20 protein-coding genes are annotated in these 21,970 nt (G+C 69.8%); 13 read left to right on the top strand and 7 right to left on the bottom strand.

Annotated features, from left to right (window positions below):
* Nucleotides 1–146 precede the first annotated feature (146 nt).
* A complete protein-coding gene (locus FNH04_RS08645) occupies nt 147–704 on the top strand; it encodes a TetR/AcrR family transcriptional regulator (RefSeq protein ID WP_322722766.1) in 558 nt (185 codons plus the stop codon).
* A gap of 311 nt (nt 705–1,015) precedes the next feature.
* Nucleotides 1,016–1,990 (top strand): phosphotransferase family protein, encoded by a 975-nt coding sequence (locus FNH04_RS08640; RefSeq protein ID WP_322722768.1) that lies wholly within the window; start codon nt 1,016–1,018, stop codon nt 1,988–1,990.
* Nucleotides 1,991–2,210: 220 nt separating this feature from the next.
* On the opposite strand, the gene FNH04_RS08635 is transcribed toward FNH04_RS08640, so the two are convergent.
* Nucleotides 2,211–2,879: a TetR/AcrR family transcriptional regulator gene (locus tag FNH04_RS08635; protein WP_152781989.1), complete on the bottom strand. Its 669-nt coding sequence runs from the start codon at nt 2,877–2,879 to the stop codon at nt 2,211–2,213.
* A 114-nt stretch (nt 2,880–2,993) separates the two neighbouring features.
* On the opposite strand from FNH04_RS08635, the gene FNH04_RS08630 reads away from it, so the two are divergent.
* From FNH04_RS08630 to FNH04_RS08615, 4 genes are all read left to right on the top strand, one after another.
* Nucleotides 2,994–4,205, top strand: coding sequence for a cytochrome P450 (locus tag FNH04_RS08630; RefSeq protein ID WP_152781987.1), 1,212 nt, complete (start codon nt 2,994–2,996; stop codon nt 4,203–4,205).
* A gap of 253 nt (nt 4,206–4,458) precedes the next feature.
* Complete coding sequence (locus FNH04_RS08625) at nt 4,459–4,716, top strand: serine hydrolase domain-containing protein (RefSeq protein ID WP_386574413.1); 258 nt, start codon at nt 4,459–4,461, stop codon at nt 4,714–4,716.
* 589 nt (nt 4,717–5,305) lie between these two features.
* Nucleotides 5,306–7,072 carry a hydroxysqualene dehydroxylase gene (locus FNH04_RS08620; protein WP_152781985.1) on the top strand — a complete coding sequence of 589 codons (1,767 nt, stop codon included), beginning with the start codon at nt 5,306–5,308 and terminating at the stop codon, nt 7,070–7,072.
* Between the two features lie 319 nt (nt 7,073–7,391).
* Complete coding sequence (locus FNH04_RS08615) at nt 7,392–7,991, top strand: dihydrofolate reductase family protein (protein ID WP_152781983.1); 600 nt, start codon at nt 7,392–7,394, stop codon at nt 7,989–7,991.
* Nucleotides 7,992–8,200: 209 nt separating this feature from the next.
* Here the strand turns inward: FNH04_RS08615 and FNH04_RS08610 are convergent, their stop codons facing one another.
* On the bottom strand, nt 8,201–8,728 hold the full coding sequence (locus FNH04_RS08610; RefSeq protein WP_322722765.1) for a nitroreductase/quinone reductase family protein: 528 nt from the start codon (nt 8,726–8,728) through the stop codon (nt 8,201–8,203).
* 264 nt (nt 8,729–8,992) lie between these two features.
* Nucleotides 8,993–9,229: a hypothetical protein gene (locus FNH04_RS08605; protein WP_152781981.1), complete on the bottom strand. Its 237-nt coding sequence runs from the start codon at nt 9,227–9,229 to the stop codon at nt 8,993–8,995.
* Nucleotides 9,230–9,399: 170 nt separating this feature from the next.
* Between FNH04_RS08605 and FNH04_RS08600 the strand changes: the two genes are divergently transcribed.
* Together FNH04_RS08600 and FNH04_RS08590 are read left to right on the top strand one after the other, a co-directional pair.
* The gene (locus FNH04_RS08600; RefSeq protein ID WP_322722767.1) at nt 9,400–10,434 is read left to right on the top strand and encodes a sulfotransferase family protein; all 1,035 of its coding nucleotides are present in this window, start codon (nt 9,400–9,402) and stop codon (nt 10,432–10,434) included.
* Nucleotides 10,435–10,924: 490 nt separating this feature from the next.
* Complete coding sequence (locus FNH04_RS08590) at nt 10,925–11,686, top strand: C40 family peptidase (RefSeq protein WP_152781979.1); 762 nt, start codon at nt 10,925–10,927, stop codon at nt 11,684–11,686.
* Nucleotides 11,687–12,207: 521 nt separating this feature from the next.
* Here FNH04_RS08590 and FNH04_RS08585 read toward each other — a convergent pair.
* Nucleotides 12,208–12,870, bottom strand: coding sequence for an ATP-grasp domain-containing protein (locus FNH04_RS08585; RefSeq protein WP_152781976.1), 663 nt, complete (start codon nt 12,868–12,870; stop codon nt 12,208–12,210).
* Between the two features lie 529 nt (nt 12,871–13,399).
* On the opposite strand from FNH04_RS08585, the gene FNH04_RS08580 reads away from it, so the two are divergent.
* Both FNH04_RS08580 and FNH04_RS08575 read left to right on the top strand, forming a co-directional pair.
* On the top strand, nt 13,400–14,143 hold the full coding sequence (locus FNH04_RS08580) for a hypothetical protein (protein WP_152781974.1): 744 nt from the start codon (nt 13,400–13,402) through the stop codon (nt 14,141–14,143).
* Between the two features lie 141 nt (nt 14,144–14,284).
* Complete coding sequence (locus FNH04_RS08575) at nt 14,285–15,193, top strand: hypothetical protein (protein WP_228031229.1); 909 nt, start codon at nt 14,285–14,287, stop codon at nt 15,191–15,193.
* Nucleotides 15,194–15,235: 42 nt separating this feature from the next.
* On the opposite strand, the gene FNH04_RS08570 is transcribed toward FNH04_RS08575, so the two are convergent.
* A complete protein-coding gene (locus FNH04_RS08570) occupies nt 15,236–16,603 on the bottom strand; it encodes an RICIN domain-containing protein (RefSeq protein WP_152781972.1) in 1,368 nt (455 codons plus the stop codon).
* 76 nt (nt 16,604–16,679) lie between these two features.
* Complete coding sequence (locus FNH04_RS08565) at nt 16,680–17,567, bottom strand: glycoside hydrolase family 19 protein (RefSeq protein ID WP_152781971.1); 888 nt, start codon at nt 17,565–17,567, stop codon at nt 16,680–16,682.
* Nucleotides 17,568–17,884: 317 nt separating this feature from the next.
* On the opposite strand from FNH04_RS08565, the gene FNH04_RS08560 reads away from it, so the two are divergent.
* Both FNH04_RS08560 and FNH04_RS08555 read left to right on the top strand, forming a co-directional pair.
* Complete coding sequence (locus tag FNH04_RS08560; protein WP_152781969.1) at nt 17,885–18,940, top strand: acyl-CoA dehydrogenase family protein; 1,056 nt, start codon at nt 17,885–17,887, stop codon at nt 18,938–18,940.
* Between the two features lie 104 nt (nt 18,941–19,044).
* Nucleotides 19,045–19,521 carry an SPW repeat protein gene (locus tag FNH04_RS08555; protein WP_152781967.1) on the top strand — a complete coding sequence of 159 codons (477 nt, stop codon included), beginning with the start codon at nt 19,045–19,047 and terminating at the stop codon, nt 19,519–19,521.
* Nucleotides 19,522–19,628: 107 nt separating this feature from the next.
* Here FNH04_RS08555 and FNH04_RS08550 read toward each other — a convergent pair whose 3' ends face one another.
* Nucleotides 19,629–20,396 (bottom strand): ArsR/SmtB family transcription factor, encoded by a 768-nt coding sequence (locus FNH04_RS08550; protein ID WP_152781991.1) that lies wholly within the window; start codon nt 20,394–20,396, stop codon nt 19,629–19,631.
* 351 nt (nt 20,397–20,747) lie between these two features.
* Between FNH04_RS08550 and FNH04_RS08545 the strand changes: the two genes are divergently transcribed.
* A complete protein-coding gene (locus tag FNH04_RS08545) occupies nt 20,748–21,956 on the top strand; it encodes an aminoglycoside phosphotransferase family protein (protein WP_152781965.1) in 1,209 nt (402 codons plus the stop codon).
* The last annotated feature ends 14 nt before the right edge of the window (nt 21,957–21,970 follow it).

Here is a 21,970-nt window from a genome sequence, read left to right as displayed (position 1 = left end):
CGCGCCGCGGCCTCCACCGACCACCACCGCACTGCCGCTCATACCAGCCCCTCCCCTGCCGCACTGCCGCACTTTCTACAGATGTAGAAGAAGGGTATCCGTATCCGCATCCGTACGCCCGGCCTCTACAGGTGTAGAAATAGGGGGTGCCCGACGATCGACGTACCGTCCTTGCCGACACGGCCATCGGCGTGCTCGCCGAGGCCGGGATTCGAGGACTGACCCACCGTGCAGTGGACCGGGCCGCGGGCATGCCGCCCGGCACCACCTCCGCCTACTACCGCACCCGCCAGGCTCTGCTCACCGCACTGGTCCGGCGCCTGGTCGCCCTTGATCAGGCAGAACTCCAGGGGATCGGGAGCCGGACACCGGTACCGCAGAGCCCGGAGGAACTGGTTGCCGGGATCGCCGCCTTCGTCCGACGGCGACTCACGGGAGAGGGGCGACGGCGGTCCCTCGCGCGCTACGCGTGCGCCATCGAGAGCGTCCATCACCCCGAGCTGCAGGAGATCCTTGTGCCGCGGGACAACGCCGGGCGACAGGTCGTACACGACTTCCTGACCGCACAAGGGCTCGTGGACGCCGACGCCCGTACCATCACCTTGCTGACGTGCGTGGACGGGCTGGTCTTCGACCGCCTGGTGAACGGCGGGAGCGTGTCCGACGGGGAAATCCGCGGGCTGGTGGCAGCGGCGCTGCGCTGAACCCCCTGACAGGGCGGGCTCACGCGACAATCCAGGCCGTGACCCCACAGTCCGCACGCCCGTGCGAGCTTCGCCCGCACTCGCTCGGTCTCCCCGCCCATACCGGCCCAACGAGCTGTTCGCTTGGCGTCACGACCACCGTTGCCTTCGAGCCTAAGGGCGGGTGCGCTCGGAGTTTCCGGGCCCCGCGGTGGACTCGGGCCGGCATGTCCTCGGATGCGGAACAAACCAATCGCCTCCGCCTCGATACACCCGTAGGGTGCGCGGGTTGTCGTGACGGAGAGGCGGTTCGGAACGTGGCACCCAGGGCAGTGGCGCGGGAGCAGTTGGCGGGTGCGGCGCGGGCCGCGCTGGGCGGCGGGCGGCGGCTGGAGGCGGTTGAGCGGGTTGCGGGCGGCAGCAAGAAGGGCGTGTACCGCCTGGTGATGGACGACGCCACGACGGCGATCGCCTACCTGTGGGACGCGGCCGAGAACTACTGGCCGGCGGCCGAGGGCGACGACGACCTCACCGACCCGTTCTCGCCCGGTCTCGGGCTGGACCTGTTCGAGGCCGCGCACGCACGGCTGGACGCGCTGGGCCTCCGCGTCCCGGCGATCCGCCTCGTCGACCGCGACGGCGCCCACCACCCTGCCGGCCTCGCGATCGTTGAGGACCTCCCGGGCGAGAACCTGGAGGAACTGCTCGCCCGCGACCCGAGTGCGGCTGCCCCGGTCATGGCCCGGCTCGGGGAGGCCCTGGAGGCGATGCGAGGTTATCGGGCGTCCACGTATGGCAAGGTGGCCGTGGTCGACGGAGGAGGCACGTCGCGCGGGACGTCGTGCGAGGGGGTCGTCCTGGACCGTGCGCTGCGGGATCTCGCCGAGGCGGCGTCGCGTGATCCGCGGATCGCGGCGGCTCGTGATCGGCTGGAGGAGCGGTTGCTGGGGCTGGCGGCGGCGGTGCGGCCACGCACGGAGTACGCGGTCGTGCACCGCGAACTGGGGCCCGACCATGTGCTGGTGGACGCGGACAAGAACCCCGTGGCGATCGATCTCGAAGGCTTGATGTACTTCGACGTCGAATGGGAGCACGTCTTTCTGCGGATCCGCCTGCACGACGCCTACCGGCCACTGGAGGTGGACGGACTGGACGAGGACCGGCTTGCGCTCTACATGCTCGCGCAGCGGCTCTCACTGACGGCGGGTCCACTGCGGCTGCTCGACGGGGACTTCCCCAACCGGGCGTTCATGGCGAGCATCGCCGAGTACAACCTGAAGAAGGCGCTGGACCTGGTCCACGCCTGAACGCCCACGACGCCTTACCTCGATCGCCAATACATCTGACTTCGGACGATGCCCCGGACGTGATCAGTCGCTCGGAGATTCCGGGTTACGTGAACACGGCCTTCGTCTGATTCCGTGCTCCCGTCCGGGAACCGTTCGCGGTGGCGTCACGGAAGCAGCCCTCGCGAGGCGCGCTGCGGCCTGACCTCACCCGCCCCCGCGCACTGCCGCCGGCCCTGTGTCAGTTGCCCCGACCGTCCGAGAGCCCCCGGGTGACGAGGCTGAGCGCGTTGGCGAGTTGTTCGCGGTGCCGGTGCAGGACTTCGGGGGTGATGCCGGTTTCGGCCGTGTCGTGGGCGAGGCGGTCGGCCGCCACTTTGAGTACGGCGTTCACAGCGGCGGCCTGCGCGCGGACCTCGAATGCGTCGGCCCGCATACCCATGCGTTCGGCGAGCACTTCGGCGAACGTGTCCTCCGCGCGCTCCCGGAGCATGAGGTAGGCGGCACGAAGCGCGGGTTCGTCACGGGTCAGCCGGACCACGGTATGAACTGCCTCGATGTCCGCGCTGGACGACGATTCGAGGACGGGGCGGTAGGCCGCTCGCAGGTGCTCTGTCAGGTCTATGCCCGCCGGCCAGGCGTGCAGGACCGCCCGGAAGGCGTCGATCGTCTTCGTGAGCAGTGGCTCCACGCAGCTTTCCTTGGTGCTGAAGTAGCGCCACAGCGTGCGTTCGGAGACTCCGGCCGCCCGTGCGATCTGTTCGCCGGAGGTGGCGGCCACGCCCTGTTCGGCGAAGAGCCGGACCGCGTGGCGGGAGATGTCAAGGCGCTGCCGCTCACGTTGCTCGTCGCTCACCGGCGGCCGTCCCCGGCGGGGTGCACGGCCGCCGCCCACTCTGAAGTCCTCCATCGGGCGATCTTAAGCACCCCTGTCGGTACGGGCCGATTGGCGCAAACTTTATTGGCAGTGACTGACAATAAAGTGCTACGGTCGAGCCACCGGAAAGATCACCGGAGGAGAGCCATGAGCGTTGCCGCCGAGCGTCCCCAGCTGCCCTTCACCCGTCCGAACGTCCTCGATCTCGCCCCGTTCTACGAGGTGCTGCGCCGGGAGGCACCCGTCACGCCGGTCACCACCCCGGCCGGAGATCCCGCCTGGCTGGTCACCCGCTTTCAGGAAGTCCGGAACCTGCTCGGCGACAAGCGGCTTGGCCGCTCCCATCCCGAGCCGGAGCGGGCGTCCCGCATCACCAGCGCCGCGGTACTGGACGGGCCCGCGGGCGACTACGACACCGAGGAGGCCGACCACACCCGGATGCGCCGGCTGCTGACCCCGGCGTTCTCGGCCAAGCGGATGCAGATGCTCTCCGACCACGTACAACACCTGGTCGACGACTGCATCGACCGGCTTCTCGTCGAGCACGCCGCCGCACCCGACGGCGTCGTCGACCTGCACGCCGGTCTCGCCTTCCCGCTGCCCGTCGCGGTCATCTGCCGGCTGCTCGGGGTGCCCGAGAACGACCACGAGTACTTCGCCTCGCTGTCGGAACGCATGGCCAACTACGCCATCGGGGACGAGGCCCACCGGGCGCGGGACGAGTTCAGCCACTACATGACCGGCCTCGCCGAGACCACACGCGCGCAGCCCGGGGAGGACGTGATCTCCGACATCGTCCGCGCCCAGAGCGCCGACCCGGACTACGACTACGCCGAAATGATCCGGCTCTGTGTCGGACTGCTGTTCGCCGGGCACGAGACCACGGTCAACCGCATCGGCCTGGGCACGCTCTTCCTGCTCACCCGGCCCGACCAGTGGCAGGCGCTGACCGCCGACCCCGTCGGCCGGGTCAACGCCACCGTCGAGGAGATCATGCGCATGGGAGCGCCCGGCGATCTCGGTCTGCTGCGGTACGCCCACACCGACCTCGACGTCGCCGGCGTCACCATCCGCCGCGGCGACGCCGTCATCCTCTCGGTCAACGCCGCCAACCGCGACACATCCGTCTACACCGACGCCGAGACCTTCAACCCCGACCGCCCGGAACGCACCCATCTCGGATTCGGCCACGGCGCCCACTTCTGCATCGGAGCAAGCCTGGCCCGCGTCGAGCTGCGCGTCGTGTTCGCCACCCTGGCCCGCCGCCTGCCCGATCTCCGGCTCGCCAAGGAACTCGACGAACTCGAGGTGCGCACCACCCTCACCGGTGGTGTGACCGAGCTTCCTGTGACCTGGTGAACACCCCCTGAGCGTCACCGGCCCGCCCGCGCACCGCTCGTACGACCATCGATGCGGCGGCGCGGGCAGTTCGGCCAAGCTGTCCGCGGTGGCCGGCCGCGATAACGATGTCCTGCCGGAGCCTCACCGCACACGGGCACACGGCGAGATGACCCTGCCGCTGCCCTTGGACTTGACCGATATGGCCGCCGCTGAAGCCGCCGCACGCGCACACCTACCATCTGTTCCCCGGCTCGGTCACACCGAGCGCGACGTGGACCGCTTTTTCACCGCCCTGCCCGGCGGGCGCCTGCTGCCTCCCACCCAGCTCGCGGAGATGCGCTGGACCGTGCCCACGGCGATGCGGCAGCCGCTGACCTGCGGCGGCCATACCTGGGGCCACGGAGGGGACCTGGAGGGGTTCACGGTGCGCACCGGCTTCACCGCAGACGGGGGCCGCTCGGTCGTCGTCGCCAACGGTACCGGCGGCGACGAGCGGGCCGTCCGCGGGCTCGTGGACCGCGCCCTGTAGGCCGGTGTCGGGTGACACGGCCCCAGCACGCGGCGCCCTGCCACGCCGGCCGCAGCCTGCGGGCTCGCCGCCGTCCTGGCGGCACGGCGGCGCCGTGGCATACCCGCGGGCACCCCCGTTGCAACGGGGCACCGGGGCGATCCACCGGTCCGGAGCGGTCGGGGAGACCGTCACCGCCCTGCTGGACACCCCGTCCCGAAGCGCCACCGCCCGCAGCGGCACCGCCCGCAGTGGCACAGCCGGCCTGCACACCAGCCGCCCGATCAGCCCGGGGACCGCTACCGGGCGGGCAGCGCTGCCCGCCCCGCACGCGCGGCCACCACCGGTTCACGAAGAACGAACGGAGGCGGCGTCCCGTGGAGCGACACCAGGCCGTTCCACGGGGCCGCGGCCGACGCCTCGGGGGATCTGATCACCACACTCCGCGACATCAACCGCTTCCTGACCGCGCTGCTCACCGGGCGGCTGCTGCGTCCCGCCGCGCCGCCGAGTGATGCGGCATCAAGCCAAAGTTACGCCGGCCGTCTTCCGGGATCGTTGCCTCACCCCTATCCTCGTGCGCCGATGTTACCGACGGTAAGGGGTGGCGATGAGCGGCACCACGCGCAGAGAATTCCTGGGCACTGCCGCGGCCGCCGCCGGCGGCGGGGTCGCCCTCGGAACCCCCCAGAGGGCTTCGGCCGAGAACGGCGCCCCAGCGCAGACCGTGGCCGTACTGGGCGGGGGCGTCGCCGGGCTCACGGCCGCGCACGAACTCGCCGAGCGCGGCTTCCGGGTCACGGTCTACGAACGCAAGGCGCTGGGCGGCAAGGCCCGCAGCATGGACGTACCGGGCAGCGCCACGGGCGGCCGCCGCCCCCTGCCAGGGGAGCACGGCTTCCGCTTCATCCCCGGCATCTACCACAACCTGCCCGACACCATGCGGCGCATCCCGTTCCCCGGCAACCCCAACGGTGTCCACGACAACCTCGTCGCCCCGAAGGAGATGCTGTTCGCCCGGTCGGGCGGCCGCGAGGACATCCGGATCCCGCTGCCCTGGCCCGGCAACACCCCGGCCGAACTCACCCCCGACGAGATCCGCCGCGCCCTCACCTCGGTTCTGGACACGGCCTTCAACCTCCCCCTCCACGAGGCCCTCTACTTCGCCAACCGCTTTCTGGTCTTCCTCACCAGCTGCGACGAGCGCCGCGACGACGTATGGGAGCGGACGCCGTGGTGGGAGTTCGTACGGGCCGGACGGATGTCCTACGACTACCAGCGGATCCTCGCCGTCGGCATCACCCGCAACATCGTGGCCACCAAGGCGGAGGAGGCAAGCACCCGTACGGTCGCCACCCTGCTGGAGGCCTTCGCCTTCAACCTCCTCGGGCGGGGCGCGGACGGCCCACTGGACCGGATCCTGAACGCGCCCACCAACGAGGCCTGGATCGACCCCTGGGTGACGTATCTGAGGTCACTCGGGGTCGAGTTCCGCGTCGGCTGGACCGTACGGGACCTGACCCTGGGCGCGGGTGTGATCGCCGGGGCTGTCGTGGAGGACCCCGGAGGCGCGAGCCGGACCGTCACCGCCGACCACTACGTTTCGGCGATGCCGGTCGAGCACGCCCGCCGCACATGGAACTCCGCCGTACGCGCCGCCGACCCCCAACTGGCCGAGTGCGACCGGCTGGAGACGGACTGGATGACCGGCATACAGTTCTATCTGACCGAACCTACGCCGATCCTGCACGGCCACCTCGACCTCATCGACTCCCCCTGGTCGCTGACCGCGATCGCCCAGGCCCAGCACTGGCCGGGCCACGACTTCCCCGCCGACTTCGGCGACGGCACGGTCGCGGACTGTCTGTCCGTGGACGTCTCCGAATGGGACCGTCCGGGCATCCTGTACGGCAAGGCCGCCAAGCAATGCACCCGTACCGAAGTCGCCCGAGAGGTGTGGGCACAGCTGAAGGCGGCGCTCAACGACAGCGGCCGTACGGTCCTCAAGGACTCCGTGCTGCACTCCTGGTTCCTCGATCCGGCCGTGGACGGACTCGGCACCCCACACCCTGTCAACGAGGAACAGCTGCTCATCCATCCGGTGGGGACCTTCCACCACCGCCCGCGCTCGGCCACGAAGATCCCCAACCTCTTCCTGGCCGGCGACTACGTGGCCGTGCCCATCGATCTCGCCACCATGGAGGGTGCCAACTCCTCGGCCCGGCAGGCCGTCAACGCCCTGCTGGAACAGATCGGCTCGACCGCCGAGCGGTGCACCGTGACCCCTTTGTACCGGGCCCCCGAGTTGGAGGCACTCAAGCGCCACGATCGCACCCGCTACCTCCTGCGACTGCCGAATGTCTTCGACGTCGGCTGAGAGCCCTTGCTGAACGAGCAATGGATCGCTGACGCTCGCAGCCCCCTGGGCAGCACAGAGCCAACGCACGGCACAAGTACTGATGTTCGGGTACCACCACACCGTTTGCGGCCAACTCGTGGAGGACTCGTCGAGAAGCCGTGCACTCCCCTGATGCTGTTCGAGTCGTCGGTCCGACAGGGCAAGGCCGAACGGCTCCCGCGCAACGTGATGCGATCTCATCAAAACCTGGTGTGGGTGGCGGGTGGGCCGATGATTCCTGGGAGGCTGCGGGGTCAGTCCTGGGTAGGACGTGTCCGGTTGGGCAAGGAGAGCCGAAATGGGCAAGGCAATCATGGGTGCAGTGGTATCGCTGGACGGCTTCATGGCCGACGACCACGACGGGGTCGGGCCACTTTTCGACTGGTGCGGCAACGGAGACGTCAGCTGGACCTTTCCCGGCGGTGACGATGAGTTCCGGACCACACGGGCTTCGGCCGACTTCATGCGCGCGCACTATCGTGACGTTGCCTGCGTCGTCATCGGCCGGCGGGTGTTTGACCTGACGAACGGCTGGAACGGCAAGCCCGCCGCAGGCGAGCACGTCTTCGTGGTCACCCACGAACCGCCGACCGACTGGGAGCATGCCGACACAGCGCCGTTCACATTCGTCGACAGCGTCGAGGCGGGCATCGACGCCGCCCAGCGTTACGCCGGCAACCGGGTCGTGGACGTGGCCGGCGGCGAGATCGGTGGACAGGCCCTGCGGCTTGGCCTCATCGACCAGGTCGTCGTCAATCTCGTCCCCGTCGTATTCGGCTCGGGCCGCCGGTTCTTCGCGACGGGTGCGCCGGCCGATCCGATCCTGCTCGACAACCCTTCGCAGGTCATCCGTGGAGACCGCGTGACACACCTCGTCTACGACGTGGTGAAGGACTGAGCGCCTGTCGCTGTCGCGGTGAGATCGGTCAGGGTTCGACTGGACGGGACATCCGGTCTCGGCGAACCCCGCCAATGGTGTTGTCCCGATCTCCAGAGATCTGGTCCCTGTCTCAGGCGATCTGGTCCGATGCGCTTGCGGTTGTCCGTGACCTGGTTCGCCGAGCTGTCGGCACTCCTTGAAGCGGCAGTCGTGGGGGCGTCAGCCGTTCAGGTACCTGGCATCGTGTTCGGCGCGCCGGGTATGGGCTCCAGGACCACCACCGCGGTCTCGGATGTCCGCAGCGCCGCGTAGGCGTCGAGGTTCGTGTCGATCTCGCGCCAGCGGGCCCAGAGCCGCAACCGCTCGTCGCCTGTTGCGGCGTGGCCTCGTACCAGCCGCCGCCCTTCGACCAGATCGACGGTTGCGTCCGGGTGAGTCTGCAGATTGAGCCACCAGGCCGGCTCACCTTCACCCCACCCGTTCATCGCCAGCGAGACCAGGTTCGGACCGTCCTCGACATACGCGATGACGACGCTGCGCTGCCTGCCGGTGCGGCGCCCGGTGGTGGTCAGCCGCAGCGCGCCCCACTTGCCGTCGCGTGGTCGCCACAGCCCGATCCGGCCGCCAAAGACCCGGTACACGCCCCGGTGCACCGACCAGGCCAGACGGATGAACCAGCGCGGCGGGAGCCAGGGTGTTTTCGTCCGGTGCTCGACCGACATGGCAACCTCCCACACCTGACCGGCTGCGGTCACGAACCGGACACTAGCCGCAATCGCCGACTGCCGGTAGAGCCGAACGGCCCGCTGGCACACGCCCATGACCGCGTTCGGCGTCGGCGTCGGCGTCGGACAACCGTGCCTTGGTGGCACGGGTCCAAGACCAGCGCAAGCCGCGCGGGACACCGGGAGCGGGCCCACCGAGCACAGCCGCCTCCGACCGGCCCACGCCCCTGACTGAGGGATTGTCCGCGGGACCAGTCCAACGGGAACACGCTCCGGGGTTCGTCGTCCGTGGCGTTATACCGGCCTGGACGTGTACGTGATGGGGCCCAGGTAGGCCATCAGCCGGCCGTCGTCGGTCTCGCCGGGGTTCAGCCAGGTCGCCACGTCCTGGCAGTCGTAGTCGAAGTAGAAGGTGATGATCTGGCCGGAGGTCGCGTTGTTGCTGGCCGAGCGTGCGGCGGCGATGTCCGGGATGTCCGTGCAGCCCTGGTTGGCGTACAGGGTGCCGGAGCGGCCGCCGAAGCCGTACACGTCGTACGCGGTCCCGATGGCGGGCTGCGTGGCGGCGCCGGCCGGGGCGGCGACCGCGAGACAGCTCCGCTCACGTCGTACGACAGCTGGTTTGGAGACGTTGCGGTCATGGATAGTGCTGCGGTAGCTGGGGCTTGGTCCTGAGTGTCGCGGAGCTGCGGAGGGTGACTGTGCGTTCCTTGACCTTTGTCATCGGTACGGGGCGTAGCGGCTCCACTGCGCTGTCACGCATCCTCAACGCCCACCCGGACGTACTGAGCCTCAACGAGTTCATGGCCTCCGTGGGCGACGTCGCCTTCCCCGCAGGGAAGGTGACCGGTGAGGCCTTCTGGCAGTTGCTCTTCCGGCCCGCCCCGCACTTCGAGCGGATGATCCGTAGCGGGCTGCCGCTGCCGGAGTTCCTCTACACGCGCCGCCCCGGGAGGTACGCGGCGGAGACCACCGGTATTCCGGCGCTCTCCCTGATGGTGTTGCCTCACCTCACCGACGACCCGGACGGACTCCTCGACGAGCTCCGTGCAGCGGTGGTCCGGTGGCCGGAGCGCGCTGCCGCCGAGCACCACCGAGCACTGTTCGGTCTGCTCTGCGCGCGGTTCCGGCGTACCGCCGTCGTGGAGCGCTCCGGTTACTCGACAGGCTGGGCACCAGGGCTACGGGCCGCTTTCCCGCACGCGAGGTTCGTGCACATGTTCAGAGACGGGCCGGACTGCGCCCTGTCCATGAGCCGTCATCCCGGATACCGCACGATCTCTCTGCTGCGCGAGATCAAGGCACGAGCCGACGTCGGCAGTCTCGCCGACCTGACCGCCGAGCACGTGCGCTCGCTGCCTGCGGATCTGTCACCGCTGCTCGAGGAGCGCTTCGATGCCGCCCTCGTGCGCGACCGGCACCTCCCCCTGCGGACGTTCGGCACGCTGTGGTCCGAACTGGTCATCGAAGGCACGGAGTTCCTCAGCCAACTCCCCGCGGACCAGCGCACCACACTTTCCTACGAGGACCTCCTCGACCATCCCAGCGAAGAGCTGACCCGCCTGGCCGAGTTCATCGGCGTCGGCCCCCTCCCGCAGTGGCTGCTCACCGCATCCGCACTACTCGACCACAGCCGACGGGGCTCCGCCCGGAGACTGCCGGCCGCTCAACTCGACGAGCTGAGGGAGAGCTGCGCCCCGGGCACCCACGTTCTGGAGCGACAACCGAGCCGGTGACCATCTCTCGGAACGTACGACCGCCCCCTTACCGAGTACGAGATGGCCCGTGAAGCCGCCCGGGAAGAACGTCTGGTGATGCATGTGATCAATGAGGTCACTGCGGCCCGTGCACCGCGCGGTTCGCCTTGGTCGCAGCGGGTGAAGTCGGGTGGCGCCTTTGGTGCGAGGCTGAGGGCGCGGGTGGTCACGTAGCTCTCGTGCTGGTCAACGGCAGGGTACGCGGTGAGGAAGTCGGCCAGCGCCTTGAGGGTGCCGGCGTCGATGACCCGGTCGGGGATGTCGCACACGGGGACGCTCAGCAAGGGGTGGTCCTCGCTGCTCGAAGGCCGGTTCCTCCCCTGCTCGCCTGATCGTGATGGAGAGCACAAAAGATCCTTCGGAATGCCGTAATGCACCCGGCCTGTCCGGGCTCGTACGGGGTGTACGGACAGGGAGCGGCCGGTGTCCGCCGGCGCTCCCAGTGCAGCCTGCCCCGAAGGAGAACAACATGCGATGGCACTCTCTGGCCCTGCCGGCCGCGGTCCTCACCCTGGGCGTGTCGGGGGTGTCCCCTGCCCAGGCCGACGGCGTCGATCATCCTCGCGACGCCGCGACGGGCGTGAGAGACGCCCACCGGGGAATCGTGGCGGCCCATTGGCCCGGGTCCGTGTCGACGATACTCAGCACACAGTCCGCGGACGCCACCCAGCAGGCGGCCACGAAGTACGAGCTCCAGGCCGAGCGTGACGCGGCGGCCGCCCAGGCTGCCAAGCATGCTGCGGCGGACCTCAAGGAAGCGAAGGCGGAGGCCAAGAAGAAGGCCGAGGCTTCGCGGAAGGCGGCTGCCGAGCCTGCCACGGGCTCGGCCGGGCGGACCACCCTCACCTCGGCCTCGACGGCCCCGGCCCCTGCCGGCGGCAGCGTCGCGACGGTCATCAGCTTCCTCGAGGCGCAGGTGGGCGACGCCTACGTCATGGGCGCCACGGGCCCCAACGCGTGGGACTGCTCCGGCCTCGTCCAGGCCACGTTCAGACAGGCCGGCGTCGACCTTCCCAGGGTCTCGCAGGACCAGTCGACCGTCGGCACGGAGGTCTCGCTCTCCAACCTGCAGGTCGGCGACATCCTCTACTGGGGCGCGAAGGGGTCCGCCTACCACACGGGCGTCTACATCGGGCAGGGCCAGTACCTCGACGCGGCCAACCCCTCCAAGGGCGTCGTCATCCAGGACCTCTCCGGCTACCCGGCGACGGGTGCGGTGCGGGTTCTCTGAGCACGTCTTTTCTGAGTACGTCGTGCAGGGTGAGGGCCGCCGCCTCAGGTGGGGGCCCTCACCCTGTGAAGGGCATGCCTGCGTCGCTCGGCCCACCAGGCGCTCAGCACCGGCTCGCCGTCATGATGACTGGCCTGCGGGCTCGGGTTCGGCGGTCGTTGTCGTCAGGTCACACCGTCCGGCGCCCGATTTCGAAATCTGGACGATATGGCAGCGGGGAGGTTGCCCCGCCCCAAGTCGGCGGGCCCGCGGCCACCCGCGCCTCTCCGCTGGCCGACCGCGCGGGGATGGCCCTCATGATGGCCTGCATAGCGGGTCTGATCACCGCGACGTTCGTGTCCGACAAGGTGAGGACACACCTCCGCGAAGCGGCTGGGCCGCCGGGCGTGTCCGGCTGGGGGGCAGCGGAGACAGCGCCAACGTGGGCTCGGGCGGCTTCGACGGCGGCTGAGCGGCGGCATTGAGCAGCGACGCCGTCCACCGCCGGACACCACACATCTGTACGATGCGCCGTCGCCGCATCAGTCCAGCCCCTGGCGAGGGGCGAAGCACGCCTCGACTGCGGCCTCGTACACCCGCTCCGCAGCCGCATAGCACGCACTGTCCTGCCTGCTGAAACGCTCCAGGCACACCCCGCTGTTGACCTCGATCACCGCCAGTTCCCCATGGACGTCCACGATGTCGACTGATCCGAAGACCAACCCCAGGGAAACCATCGCCCGCCGCGCCAGCCCGCCGAGGGAGCCGCACAGCTCCGGCTCGTCCAGCACGACCGCGGATGCCCCGAATTTGAGGTTGTGCCGCCACTCGACGCAGTCGTCCCAGCCGACAGGATCGGTTCCGAGTTCCGGCCTCGTGCATCGCTTCTCGAAAGCGAGCTCGGTCCGCCCGTTGAGAACGACCACCCGGTACTCATGACGGATGGGCACCCATGGACAGACCGTCAGCGCCGAGTACCGCGAGGTCAACGTACTCAGAACGTCGAGCAGTCCAACCGGTGTCCGTGCTCTGTGCACATCACGTCCTCCGCTTGCATTCAGCGGCTTGAGGACAACCGGCACAGACAGCCCGACCGCCGCCTCCGCCACGGACTCGTCCGGCCGCAACCGCAAGAGGCTGTGTGGGACGTTCGGCACGCCGTCATCCGACAGCAACACCGACGTGGCCACCTTGTCGGAGGCCATGATCGCCGACGCCGCGTCGTTGATCGGGAAGTTGTACCCGACGACATGGCATCTGCGCCCGTCCGCACGTAACTCCGCCACCCAGTGTCCCGAGTGCCATCTGAGGTCCACACCGCTGCAGGCCGCAGCCCGCTCCATGTGTGCGATGAAGTGTTGCCGGAACGGTACGGCCTCGCCGCCCTCAGGCGGCTCCCCCTGTCGCGTCATCACGCCGAGTCCCCCTGGCCTCGCTGTTCGGTGGATGGTTGGTCCGGATGCCGAACGAATGGCGAAAGTGCCTTCTGAGCTGGGACGATGACCTCGTCCAGGAGTATCGTCGCCGCCCGTGGAAGGCACTTTCTGCGTGCAGGTTATCGTTCCCGTCCCCAGCGCAGGTGTCGGCTGACGGGACTGGGGTGGCCGGGCACGCCGAGGCGCGGTTGCTGTGCTGACGGCTGAGGAGCGGGCTCGGCATGAGCGCCTCCGGTTGGCGGCCGCCGATCTGGGGGCCAGGGGCCGAGTGTCAGTGCTGGGCGGCACAATCGGTGCCATGACGAGGACGATCAACTGGGGCGAGCTGACGCACGCGTACGGCAGCGCCGAGGACATCCCCGGTCTCTTCGCCCGGCTTGGCGGGACCGAGGACGACCAGGTGTGGCAGGAGCTGTGGTCAGCGCTGTGCCACCAGGGCTCTGTCTACAGCGCGAGCTGGGCCGCCATGCCGGTCCTGGCGGACATCGCGGCCGCCCGGGCACCCGGGGGACCCGTGGAGGCCGTGTTCATGGCCGGCCTGATCGTCACCAGCCCCGACGAGGCCTGCCGAACCCGGTACGCGAACGAGATCGGCGAACTGCGGGGCGTGGCCCACTCCTTGCTGAACGGCCCGCAGGACAGCGCGAGCACGTTCGTCTACCTGCTCCAGTCGCTCCTCGCCTTCGAAGGGGTCCCGGTGTGGTCGGAGGCGTTGGAGGGACTGGTGAACGAGGAATACCAGATCGCGTGCCCGGCCTGCTCCTCGGACCTCTTCATCGCTCTTGGCGAGTACGGGTACTTCACCTCGGCCGGTGACTACGTCGGCAAGAGCGGCGGCCAGGACGCGGCGGGCAGGACCGACTTGCTGCCCGCCGGCTCCGGGGAACTGGCGGGCATTGCCGCCCGAATGCACCAGGCGGCCCTGGATACCGGCTTTCCCGACGTGGCTACCGGGGTGAGGCATCTGTTCGGCAAGGCGACCTGCCCCGACTGCGCGACCGGGTTCTCCGTGTCGAACGAGGTCGCCGAGCAGTGGGTCTGAGGGCACCGAGGGCCGTCCGCTCCCCGGGCCTGCCCAGCAGGCCCGGGCGCATCGGTGATCTCCGCGTACCGGGATGAGCACAGCGCCGCGAGCAGCGTGCTCCATACGGCAGAGCCCGTGAATTCGGCTACGGTCGAGCGCATGGATCGCCTGTCCGAAATCACCTTCCTCCTGCCGGCGACACCGGAATCACACAGCTTCCTCGGTTCGTTGCGCTCGCTGCTCACCGAGGTGGCGTACGCCGACTTCACCGAGTCCGCGGGCACGGCCGGCCGGGTGGGCGACCGCCTGACCCTCGCTCCTCCACAGCCCGTCGGCGCCCGCCCGGTGACGACGTTTCGGCTGGCCGACGTACCCGCGCCCGAAGTCGTCCTCGACACAGGCCACTCCATCGGCGTGTGGAGCGGTCATACGTCCGATACGCCGTCCTCGCAGGCAGAAGTGGAGATGGCTGACCTGACCCGCCGTCTCGCGGGGCACGTCGAGCGGGTCAATCACACAGGCGTGAACCTGCCCGCCGGCGCCACCCCACCCGGGCAGTGGCAGGACCTTGTCAGCGGACTCGCCTCGGCATCCACCATGTACCGCTATCCCACCGGCGAGGAGTGGCCGTTCGTCCTTCCCTCGACATCGGAGGAGCTCCTCGGCGACATCCGCGACTTCGTCGTCGGCCGTGAGCCCCGGTTCGAGCTGGTTCACGACCAGGGGCTGTCGCGGACGGAGTGGCAGTTCGCGCTCTGGACCGACCTGACCCGCACAGAGCTGGAGCTGCTGTTTCCCGAGCCCGAGGGGATCACGTTCCCTGGTCTGGAGGACGTCTTCCGCGTCGTCCCGGTCCGTCACCCCTGGCCGGGACTGGGTATCCGATTCGACCTGTGCTATCGCATCGATGACGGCCCGTCCGACTGGAAACCGGCGAATGGCTGGTCACAGAAGGCGGTCGTATCCGCTGAGCGCTTCCCCCTGGCTGATGGACTTCGGTCGGCACACGAGGACCGGCCGGCGTCATCCGTGCGGCCGCGGGCGCGTGGCGTGCCGGTGCACGGTTGATGAGCCGCGCCACGCGCCCGTCAGCAGGCGGCGAGGCCGCGTTCACGGATAGGTGTACGTGTTGAGGGTGGTCACCGCCGAGGCCGCGTTGCCCAGGTTGTAGTGGTCCACCGCGAGGAAGTTGGGCTTCTTGCGGGCGGCGGGCATGCAGAACCGCTGGGCGCGGTCCGCGAGTTTGGTGTTGTCCGTGGACGCCGTGGAGGTGATCCCGACATCACGGAAGTGGTTCATGACGAACAGGGGGCGGAAGCCCGTCTCGGTGCGGGTGAGCGGGATGTTGGTGCCGGCGTCGTACCAGCGGCTGTAGCAGGACCAGTCGGAGGTACCGAGGCCGGAGCCCATGGACCAGTAGTTCTCGACCGTCCACTCGCGCTGGTACATCACGCCGAAGGTGTCCCGGGTGAGCCCGGTGGACTGGTCGGCGGAGCGGCTGTGGTCGGTGAAGATCAGCAGCCGGTCGTTCGCGGAGATCAGGTCGGCCAGCCTGGGCCAGCCGTTCTGCCGCACGCCGGTCTGGTCGGGCCGGTACAGCACATCCGACAGGCCGCTGACGCGGGCGAGTTCACTGCGCAGGACGCCTGGGTCGACGTAGTCCTCCAGGAACACGGTGACGAACTCGTTCGGGTTCCGCTTGAGGAAGTCCACGATGCGCTGGATGTCGACCCACAGGGCGACCGGGTTGCTGACGAGCGTGCAGCTGTTGTGGCAGAGGATCGCGCCGTCGGAGGTCTGGTGGGCGTCCAGCATGAACCCGCGTACGCCGTCGGCCAGTTGCTGGTTGATTCCGCGCGACTGGTTGGGCACCAGGTTCACGAAGGGCGGGGCGAAGCCGCCGTCCACACCGTTGGCGTAGGCGTTGTGGGCGGTCAGGAACGTGACCTGGTCCAGGGTGCGCTCGTTCGCGGGCGGCATGGGGCTGGTCGCCGGGGTGACCGGGGTGAGGTACCAGGCGGCGAGGCCGCTCGCCGAGCCGACGGCCAGCCGGGCGGGGTGGTTGGCGCCGGACGGCTTCGCGCCCACGGTGAGAAAGCGCTCGGCTCCGGGGACCTTCAGCCGGTACCGGTCGGCTCCGAGCTCCGTGATCTCCCAGGCCGCGTCGGCGCTCGTACAGGCGACGGTGCGCGCCTGGTCGCCGGAGCGGCCCAGACAGCTGCCCGCCGTGTCGGTGTTCTCCAGGACGTACGACGATCCGCTCGCCCGCAGCGTCCACTGCTGACGGTCCTCGTTGCCCTTGGGTCTGCGCTGCTCCACCGCTCCCCCGTTGTCGGCGGCGTTGAGTCCGGTGGTGGCGCTCTGCACGTAGTAGCCACCGGCGGCCGGAACCGCTGCGGAGGCGGTGGGTGCGGGGGCGACGACCGCCGCGGCGAGCGCGGCGGTCGCGGTGAGCAGGGCGGAGCGGGGGGTTGGCATCGAGGTGCCCTTCGTCGGAGTCGGCAGCCAAGGCGAGGTGCGTCAGGTGCATGACATCATGGGCCACCGCGCGCCATCAGCAGTAGAGGTTGCCGCCCGCCGAAGTGCCGAGGACCTGGACGAACCGCTGGTAGTTGTTCACCCGGCTCTGCACCTGTGCGGGGTTCTTGCCGTCGCACTCCATGGAGCCGTTGATACTCCGGATGGTCTGGCCGAAACCGGCGCCGTTCACCATGGCGTTGTGGCCGGTCATGGTGCCGGGGCCGGTCTGTGTGTTCCAGTACCAGAGGGCGGTCTTCCATGCCACGGCCGCGTCGTTCTGCACCCGCCACGGGTTGCCCAGGAGATCGATGCCGAGAGCGTCGCCCGCGGCCTTGTAGTTGAAGTTCCAGCTGAGCTGGATGGGACCGCGCCCGTAGTAGGCCGCCTGGCCGGCCGGGCAGCCGTACGGTCTGCTCCAGTCGCAGTAGGTCGGGTAGTTGGACGTGTCCTGCTCGACGATGTGCACCAGCCCGCCGGTCTCGTGGCTGACGTTGGCGAGGAACGCCGCCGCCTCCTGCTTCCTGACGGTGTCGCTGCCGGTGGTGGCGAAGGCCGGGTAGGCGCTCAGCGCGGCCGTGAGGCCGCTGTACGTGTAGAAGGAGTTCCGGTTCGGGAACATCTGGTTGAACTGGGCCTCGCTGACGACGAAGCCGGACGGGTTCCCCGGGCCGCCGTCACACGCGTACGGCTCCCAGTACCAGGTGCTGATGGTGGGGTCGTACCCCGGGTTGTCGTGCTCGGCGATGTACGCCTTGCCGTCGGTGTAGCGGACGATGTCGCCGGTGCGGTAGGCCTTGCCGGCCACCCAGCTCGGGTAGCTCGAACAGGGAGCGGCGGACGCGCTCTGGGCAGGTAACAGCAGCGGGGTGGTGGCCGCGATGACCAGTGCGGTCAGGACTGCGGAGAGGCGGCGCCTCGACATGGGATCAACTCCTTGGCGGAGCACGGTCGCACCCGTGCCGAAGGCCGGAGCCGGGCCTCGTACGCACGCGCCGGTCGGCCCGGTCACGGCAGGGGCGCGGCCGTGGTGGGGGGTTGTGGTGGCACACTCAACCGCCTTGGTCTGTACCAGTCAAGGGTGTAGACCAGTCAATGCCGGACATCGATCGCACGGCGCGTCACCCGGGGGACGGGCGCTCAGCGTGTGACGGGTCCGGGGACGGCCCCGGCTCTCGCCCTCAGCCCTCGACGCCGCCCCGGTTCGGCACCAAGCGCCGCGCCACCGGGAGAATCGTCCGCATGACCACCGCGCCCCACCCCCTCGTCAGCCGCGCCCGACAGCTCGCGGACGATCTCCTCACGCCGCACGCCGAACGGGTCGATCAGGAAGGTCTGCCCGAGAGCCATATCGAGGCCGTGAAGCGGTCCGGTCTGCTCGGGGTGAGCGCACCGGTGGCGTACGGCGGGGCCGGCGCCCCCACCGCGGTGGCCCGGGAGACCGCCGAGATCCTGGCCGGGGCGTGCTGCTCCACGTGGTTCGTGCAGCAGCAGCACCACACACCGGTGAAACTGCTGGCGGACTCCCCGTTCCCGGTCCGCGAGCGGCTGCTGCGCCCGCTGGCCACCGGCGAACTGCTGTCCGGTGTCGCCTACGCCCACGTCCGCGCCTTCCCGCGCGTCCTGGTGCGCGCGACCCCCGAGCGCGGCGGCTGGCGCTTCGACGGCACCGTGCCCTGGTACACGGGCTGGGGCCTGAACGACGTGATGATGCTGGCGGGGGTGAGCGACAGCGACGAGGTGGTGTTCGCCGCCGCCGAGGCCCGCGAGCAGAAGGGGATGCGCCCCTCGCCGCCGATGCGGCTCGCGGCGCTCACCGCCGGCCGCACGGTCTCCCTGGAACTGGACGGCCTGTGGCTGCCGGAGGAGGCGCTGGTGCTGCGCACCCCGCAGAAGGAGTTCGCCCACATCGACCGGCCGAGGAACACCAACGCCTCCCCCGCCGCCTTCGGGGTGGCGTACGCGGCCCTGGGGCTGCTGGAGGGCGACGCGGACGCGAAGGAGACCGCGTGTTCCCTGCGCGCCCGCCTCGACACCGTCCGGCGCGAGGCCTACGCCCTCGCCGACCACCCCGTGCCGCACAAGCACCTCGAAGAGCGGCTGACGCTCAAGATCCAGGCGTACGACCTGATGCGCGCCGCGACCACCGCGGCGATCGTCGCCGGGGGCGGACGCTCCCTGACCCTGGCCGCCCGCGCCCAGCGGCTCGCCCGGGAAGGGATGTTCCTCCTGGTCCAGGGGCAGACGGCCGAGGTACGGAAGGCGCATCTCGGGGCGTTCCGTCACACATCGACATAAAGACCAAATAAGAGCACAATGAGGATGAGTGGCAATTTCCGCATAACTCGCCAGACGCGGTCAGATCCGCAGAGATCACCTGCAGAGATCAAAGGAGACGAGTCATGGCCAACGTCTCGCCCAGGGGTGACATGACCACTCACCCCGATGTGTCCGAAATGCGCGACAGATACGCCCGCATGCTCGGTGGCCGCGATGTCGCGCTCGTGGACGGACCGGTGTTCCTGCTCGGTCTGTACTGCGCCGTGTCCCCGTGGATACTCCACTTCACGGCCAACCAGCCCGCCCTTGTGCCGCACAACCTGATCATCGGCATCGCGATCGGTCTGCTGGCCCTCGGCTTCACCGCCGCGCCCGAGAGGATGTACGGCCTGAGCTGGGCCACCTCCGCCATCGGCGTCTGGCTGATCATCTCGCCGTGGGTCGTCGGCGAGGACCCTGACGCCGGCGTCATCGTCAACAACGTGATCATCGGTGGCCTGGCCGTGGTCCTGGGCCTGGTGTGCGCGGCCACTGCGATGAGGAGCACCAGGAGCACGAGCTCGACGCGGAGCACCACGAGGACCGCGCCGCCCATGTGAGCCGCCCGTGCAACCCGGGGAAATGCCCGCGAGGGGATCGTCGGCCGGCCCGTCCAGACGGGCCGGCCGACGCCGTCCGGGCGGGCCCCGCCGGGATGGCGAGCCGGTCAACGGCTCGGCATGAGCCAGGGTTCCTGCGGCATCGGGCTGCCGGTCTCCAGCAGCGACTTGAGGTTGGAAAGCACCGCAGGCCAGCCGAGCGAGACATCCGCGAGGTCGCGCTCGTGAGCGAGGTCCTCGTGGGTCACGGTGAGGCGGACGATGTCGCCGTGCTGCCGGATGTCGAGGGTCACCCGGGAGTACGTGTCCTCCCGGCCCTCGTTCTCGGGTGAGGCCCACGTGGTGACCAGGCGGGTAGGGCGTTCGCTCTCCACCACGGTGCCGACCACGTCGGCGATGCCGGAGCCGTCCGTCCGCACATGTTCCCAGCGTGAGCCGGGGTTCCAGTCCGAGACGTTGCTGTGGCCCCAGTAGGAGGCCGTCAGGTCGGCGTCGGTGAGCGCCTCCCAGACCTTCTCCGGGGTGCTCGCGATATACGTGACGTACACGAATGCGGGCTTGTCGGTCATGGCTTCCTCCGCTCGTCGCTTCACCGCGCCGAGCGCGCGCAGCCGCGGGCGCTCGAACTTGTCGATCCACCGCTCCTGGATCTCGTGGAGCGGCACGGGATTGAGGTAGTGCAGCTTTTCCCGACCCCGCCGCACGGTGCTGACCAGATTGGCGGCCTCCAGGACGGCCAGATGCTGGGTCACCGACTGGCGCGCCATGTCGATACGTCCGCACAGCTCGCCCAGCGTCTGGCCGTTGTGCTCGTGCAGCCGGTCGAGGAGGCGCCGCCGGGTCGGGTCGGCGAGCGCCTTGAAGACCGGGTCCATTCCGGGGTCACTGTCCGATCGCACACTTCACGTTATGCAGGTGTTTACCTGCATGTCAATCGTACGCGTGGATCGAGCATCTCGCGGCCCCGCTCGTCGACGCCCGGGAACCCGGGTGCTCCCCGCCGTCCGCGTTCCTCGAACGACGTCGGCGGTTCCCTTACGAAGCCGGAGCGCGCGGCCGGTGTGCGCGGACGCGGACCGTGGATCCCACCCGCACCACCGTGCCGGCGTCGCCGCCCTCCAGGGCCGACTCCTCCATGCGCACCGCCTTCTACCGGGCTGTCGGGGGCGCCACCGCAACGTGATATTCGTTCGCTCGTGATCGTCGCGGACCCGCACACTGACGCCATGAGCCGAACCGTGAGCGCGTGGGTGACGTCGGGCGGGCAGTTCCTCGGTGTGGCCGGGCCCTTCTCGGTGGACATCCCGTGGTGGGCCGAGGCCGGACCGGTCGTCACCCGGCTGGAACAGGAGCTCGGGGTACCGGTGTTGGTGCTGCGGCTCCTGACCGTGGACGGGGGTGAGGGCGCGCGCGACGGCCATGTGACGTATCACGTCGAGGCGCCGGAGCCCCCGGAGCCGGACGTTCTGGAACAACGCCCGCTCCCCCAGGGCCTGTTGAACGGGCATGAGGCGTTCCGCTCGCCGTGGGCGCGGGCCGAAGGACTGCGGGAGCTCCTCGACTGGGCGTCGCGGACGCTCGCCGCGGCGGGACGCCCGGTGACCGGTCCTGTCGAGCAGCGGCGGACATGGAACCTGGCCGGGCTCTTCCGGCTGCCCACCGCCGGAGGGCCGGTCTGGCTGAAGGCGACCCCGCACTTCGCCGCCGACGAGGCCACGGTGATCGACGCGTTCGCGCGTGTGTCCCCCGGCCTGGTGCCCACCGTCCTCGGCGCCGGTGAGCACCGCATACTCCTGGAGCACGTTCCCGGCGAGGACTGCTGGCGGGCCTCCCCCGAAACGGCGGAGAGCGGTGTCCGCCGGTTCGTCGCCGCGCAGGCCGAGTTGGCCGCCGGGCGCCCGACGGGTCTGCGGGACCGCCGCGACGGGCCGCTGGCCGCCCGCGTTCTGGACCTGCTCGACGGCACCGTCCCGCTGGACATCACGGCGGAGGAGCGGTCCGCCGCACGCGAACTGGCCGGCCGCTGGGCCCTGCTCGCCGAGTGCGGTCTGCCGGACACGGTCGTGCACGGTGACTTCCACCCGGGCAACTGGCGCGCCGACGGCGGCCCACCCGTCGTCGTGGACTTCGCCGACGCCTACTGGGGCAACCCGGTCCTGGACGCCCTGCGGCTCCAGGACTTCCTCCCCGAGCCGGCGCGTTCCGCGGCTGCGCGCGCCTGGGTGGGCGCCTGGAAGACCCACGTCCCCGCCTGCGACCCCGCTCGCGCCCTCGCGCTCGCCGAACCGTTGGCGCACCTCGCGTACGCGGTCCGCTACCGGGAGTTCCTGGACGGGATCGAGGCGTCGGAGCGGCCGTACCACGAGGGCGATCCGGAGGCGTCGATCCGGGAAGCGGTACGGTGCGCCGGTGCTCCGTCCGGGGGCGCGCCGTGAAGGAGGCGCCCTTG

Source organism: Streptomyces phyllanthi (assembly GCF_009377205.1).
Classification (GTDB): domain Bacteria; phylum Actinomycetota; class Actinomycetes; order Streptomycetales; family Streptomycetaceae; genus Streptomyces; species Streptomyces phyllanthi.
Note: the sequence above shows the minus strand (reverse complement) of the source record. Positions and strands in the feature narration are given on the sequence as shown.

Bases quoted from the DNA above. Each gene is read 5' to 3' on its own strand.
- FNH04_RS08635 (WP_152781989.1), bottom strand. From the start codon at position 2,879: ATGGAGGACTTCAGAGTGGGCGGCGGCCGTGCACCCCGCCGGGGACGG.
- FNH04_RS08630 (WP_152781987.1), top strand. From the start codon at position 2,994: ATGAGCGTTGCCGCCGAGCGTCCCCAGCTGCCCTTCACCCGTCCGAAC.
- FNH04_RS08620 (WP_152781985.1), top strand. From the start codon at position 5,306: ATGAGCGGCACCACGCGCAGAGAATTCCTGGGCACTGCCGCGGCCGCC.
- FNH04_RS08615 (WP_152781983.1), top strand. From the start codon at position 7,392: ATGGGCAAGGCAATCATGGGTGCAGTGGTATCGCTGGACGGCTTCATG.
- FNH04_RS08590 (WP_152781979.1), top strand. From the start codon at position 10,925: ATGCGATGGCACTCTCTGGCCCTGCCGGCCGCGGTCCTCACCCTGGGC.
- FNH04_RS08585 (WP_152781976.1), bottom strand. From the start codon at position 12,870: ATGGCCTCCGACAAGGTGGCCACGTCGGTGTTGCTGTCGGATGACGGC.
- FNH04_RS08580 (WP_152781974.1), top strand. From the start codon at position 13,400: ATGACGAGGACGATCAACTGGGGCGAGCTGACGCACGCGTACGGCAGC.
- FNH04_RS08575 (WP_228031229.1), top strand. From the start codon at position 14,285: ATGGATCGCCTGTCCGAAATCACCTTCCTCCTGCCGGCGACACCGGAA.
- FNH04_RS08570 (WP_152781972.1), bottom strand. From the start codon at position 16,603: ATGCCAACCCCCCGCTCCGCCCTGCTCACCGCGACCGCCGCGCTCGCC.
- FNH04_RS08565 (WP_152781971.1), bottom strand. From the start codon at position 17,567: ATGTCGAGGCGCCGCCTCTCCGCAGTCCTGACCGCACTGGTCATCGCG.
- FNH04_RS08560 (WP_152781969.1), top strand. From the start codon at position 17,885: ATGACCACCGCGCCCCACCCCCTCGTCAGCCGCGCCCGACAGCTCGCG.
- FNH04_RS08555 (WP_152781967.1), top strand. From the start codon at position 19,045: ATGGCCAACGTCTCGCCCAGGGGTGACATGACCACTCACCCCGATGTG.
- FNH04_RS08550 (WP_152781991.1), bottom strand. From the start codon at position 20,396: ATGGACCCGGTCTTCAAGGCGCTCGCCGACCCGACCCGGCGGCGCCTC.
- FNH04_RS08545 (WP_152781965.1), top strand. From the start codon at position 20,748: ATGAGCCGAACCGTGAGCGCGTGGGTGACGTCGGGCGGGCAGTTCCTC.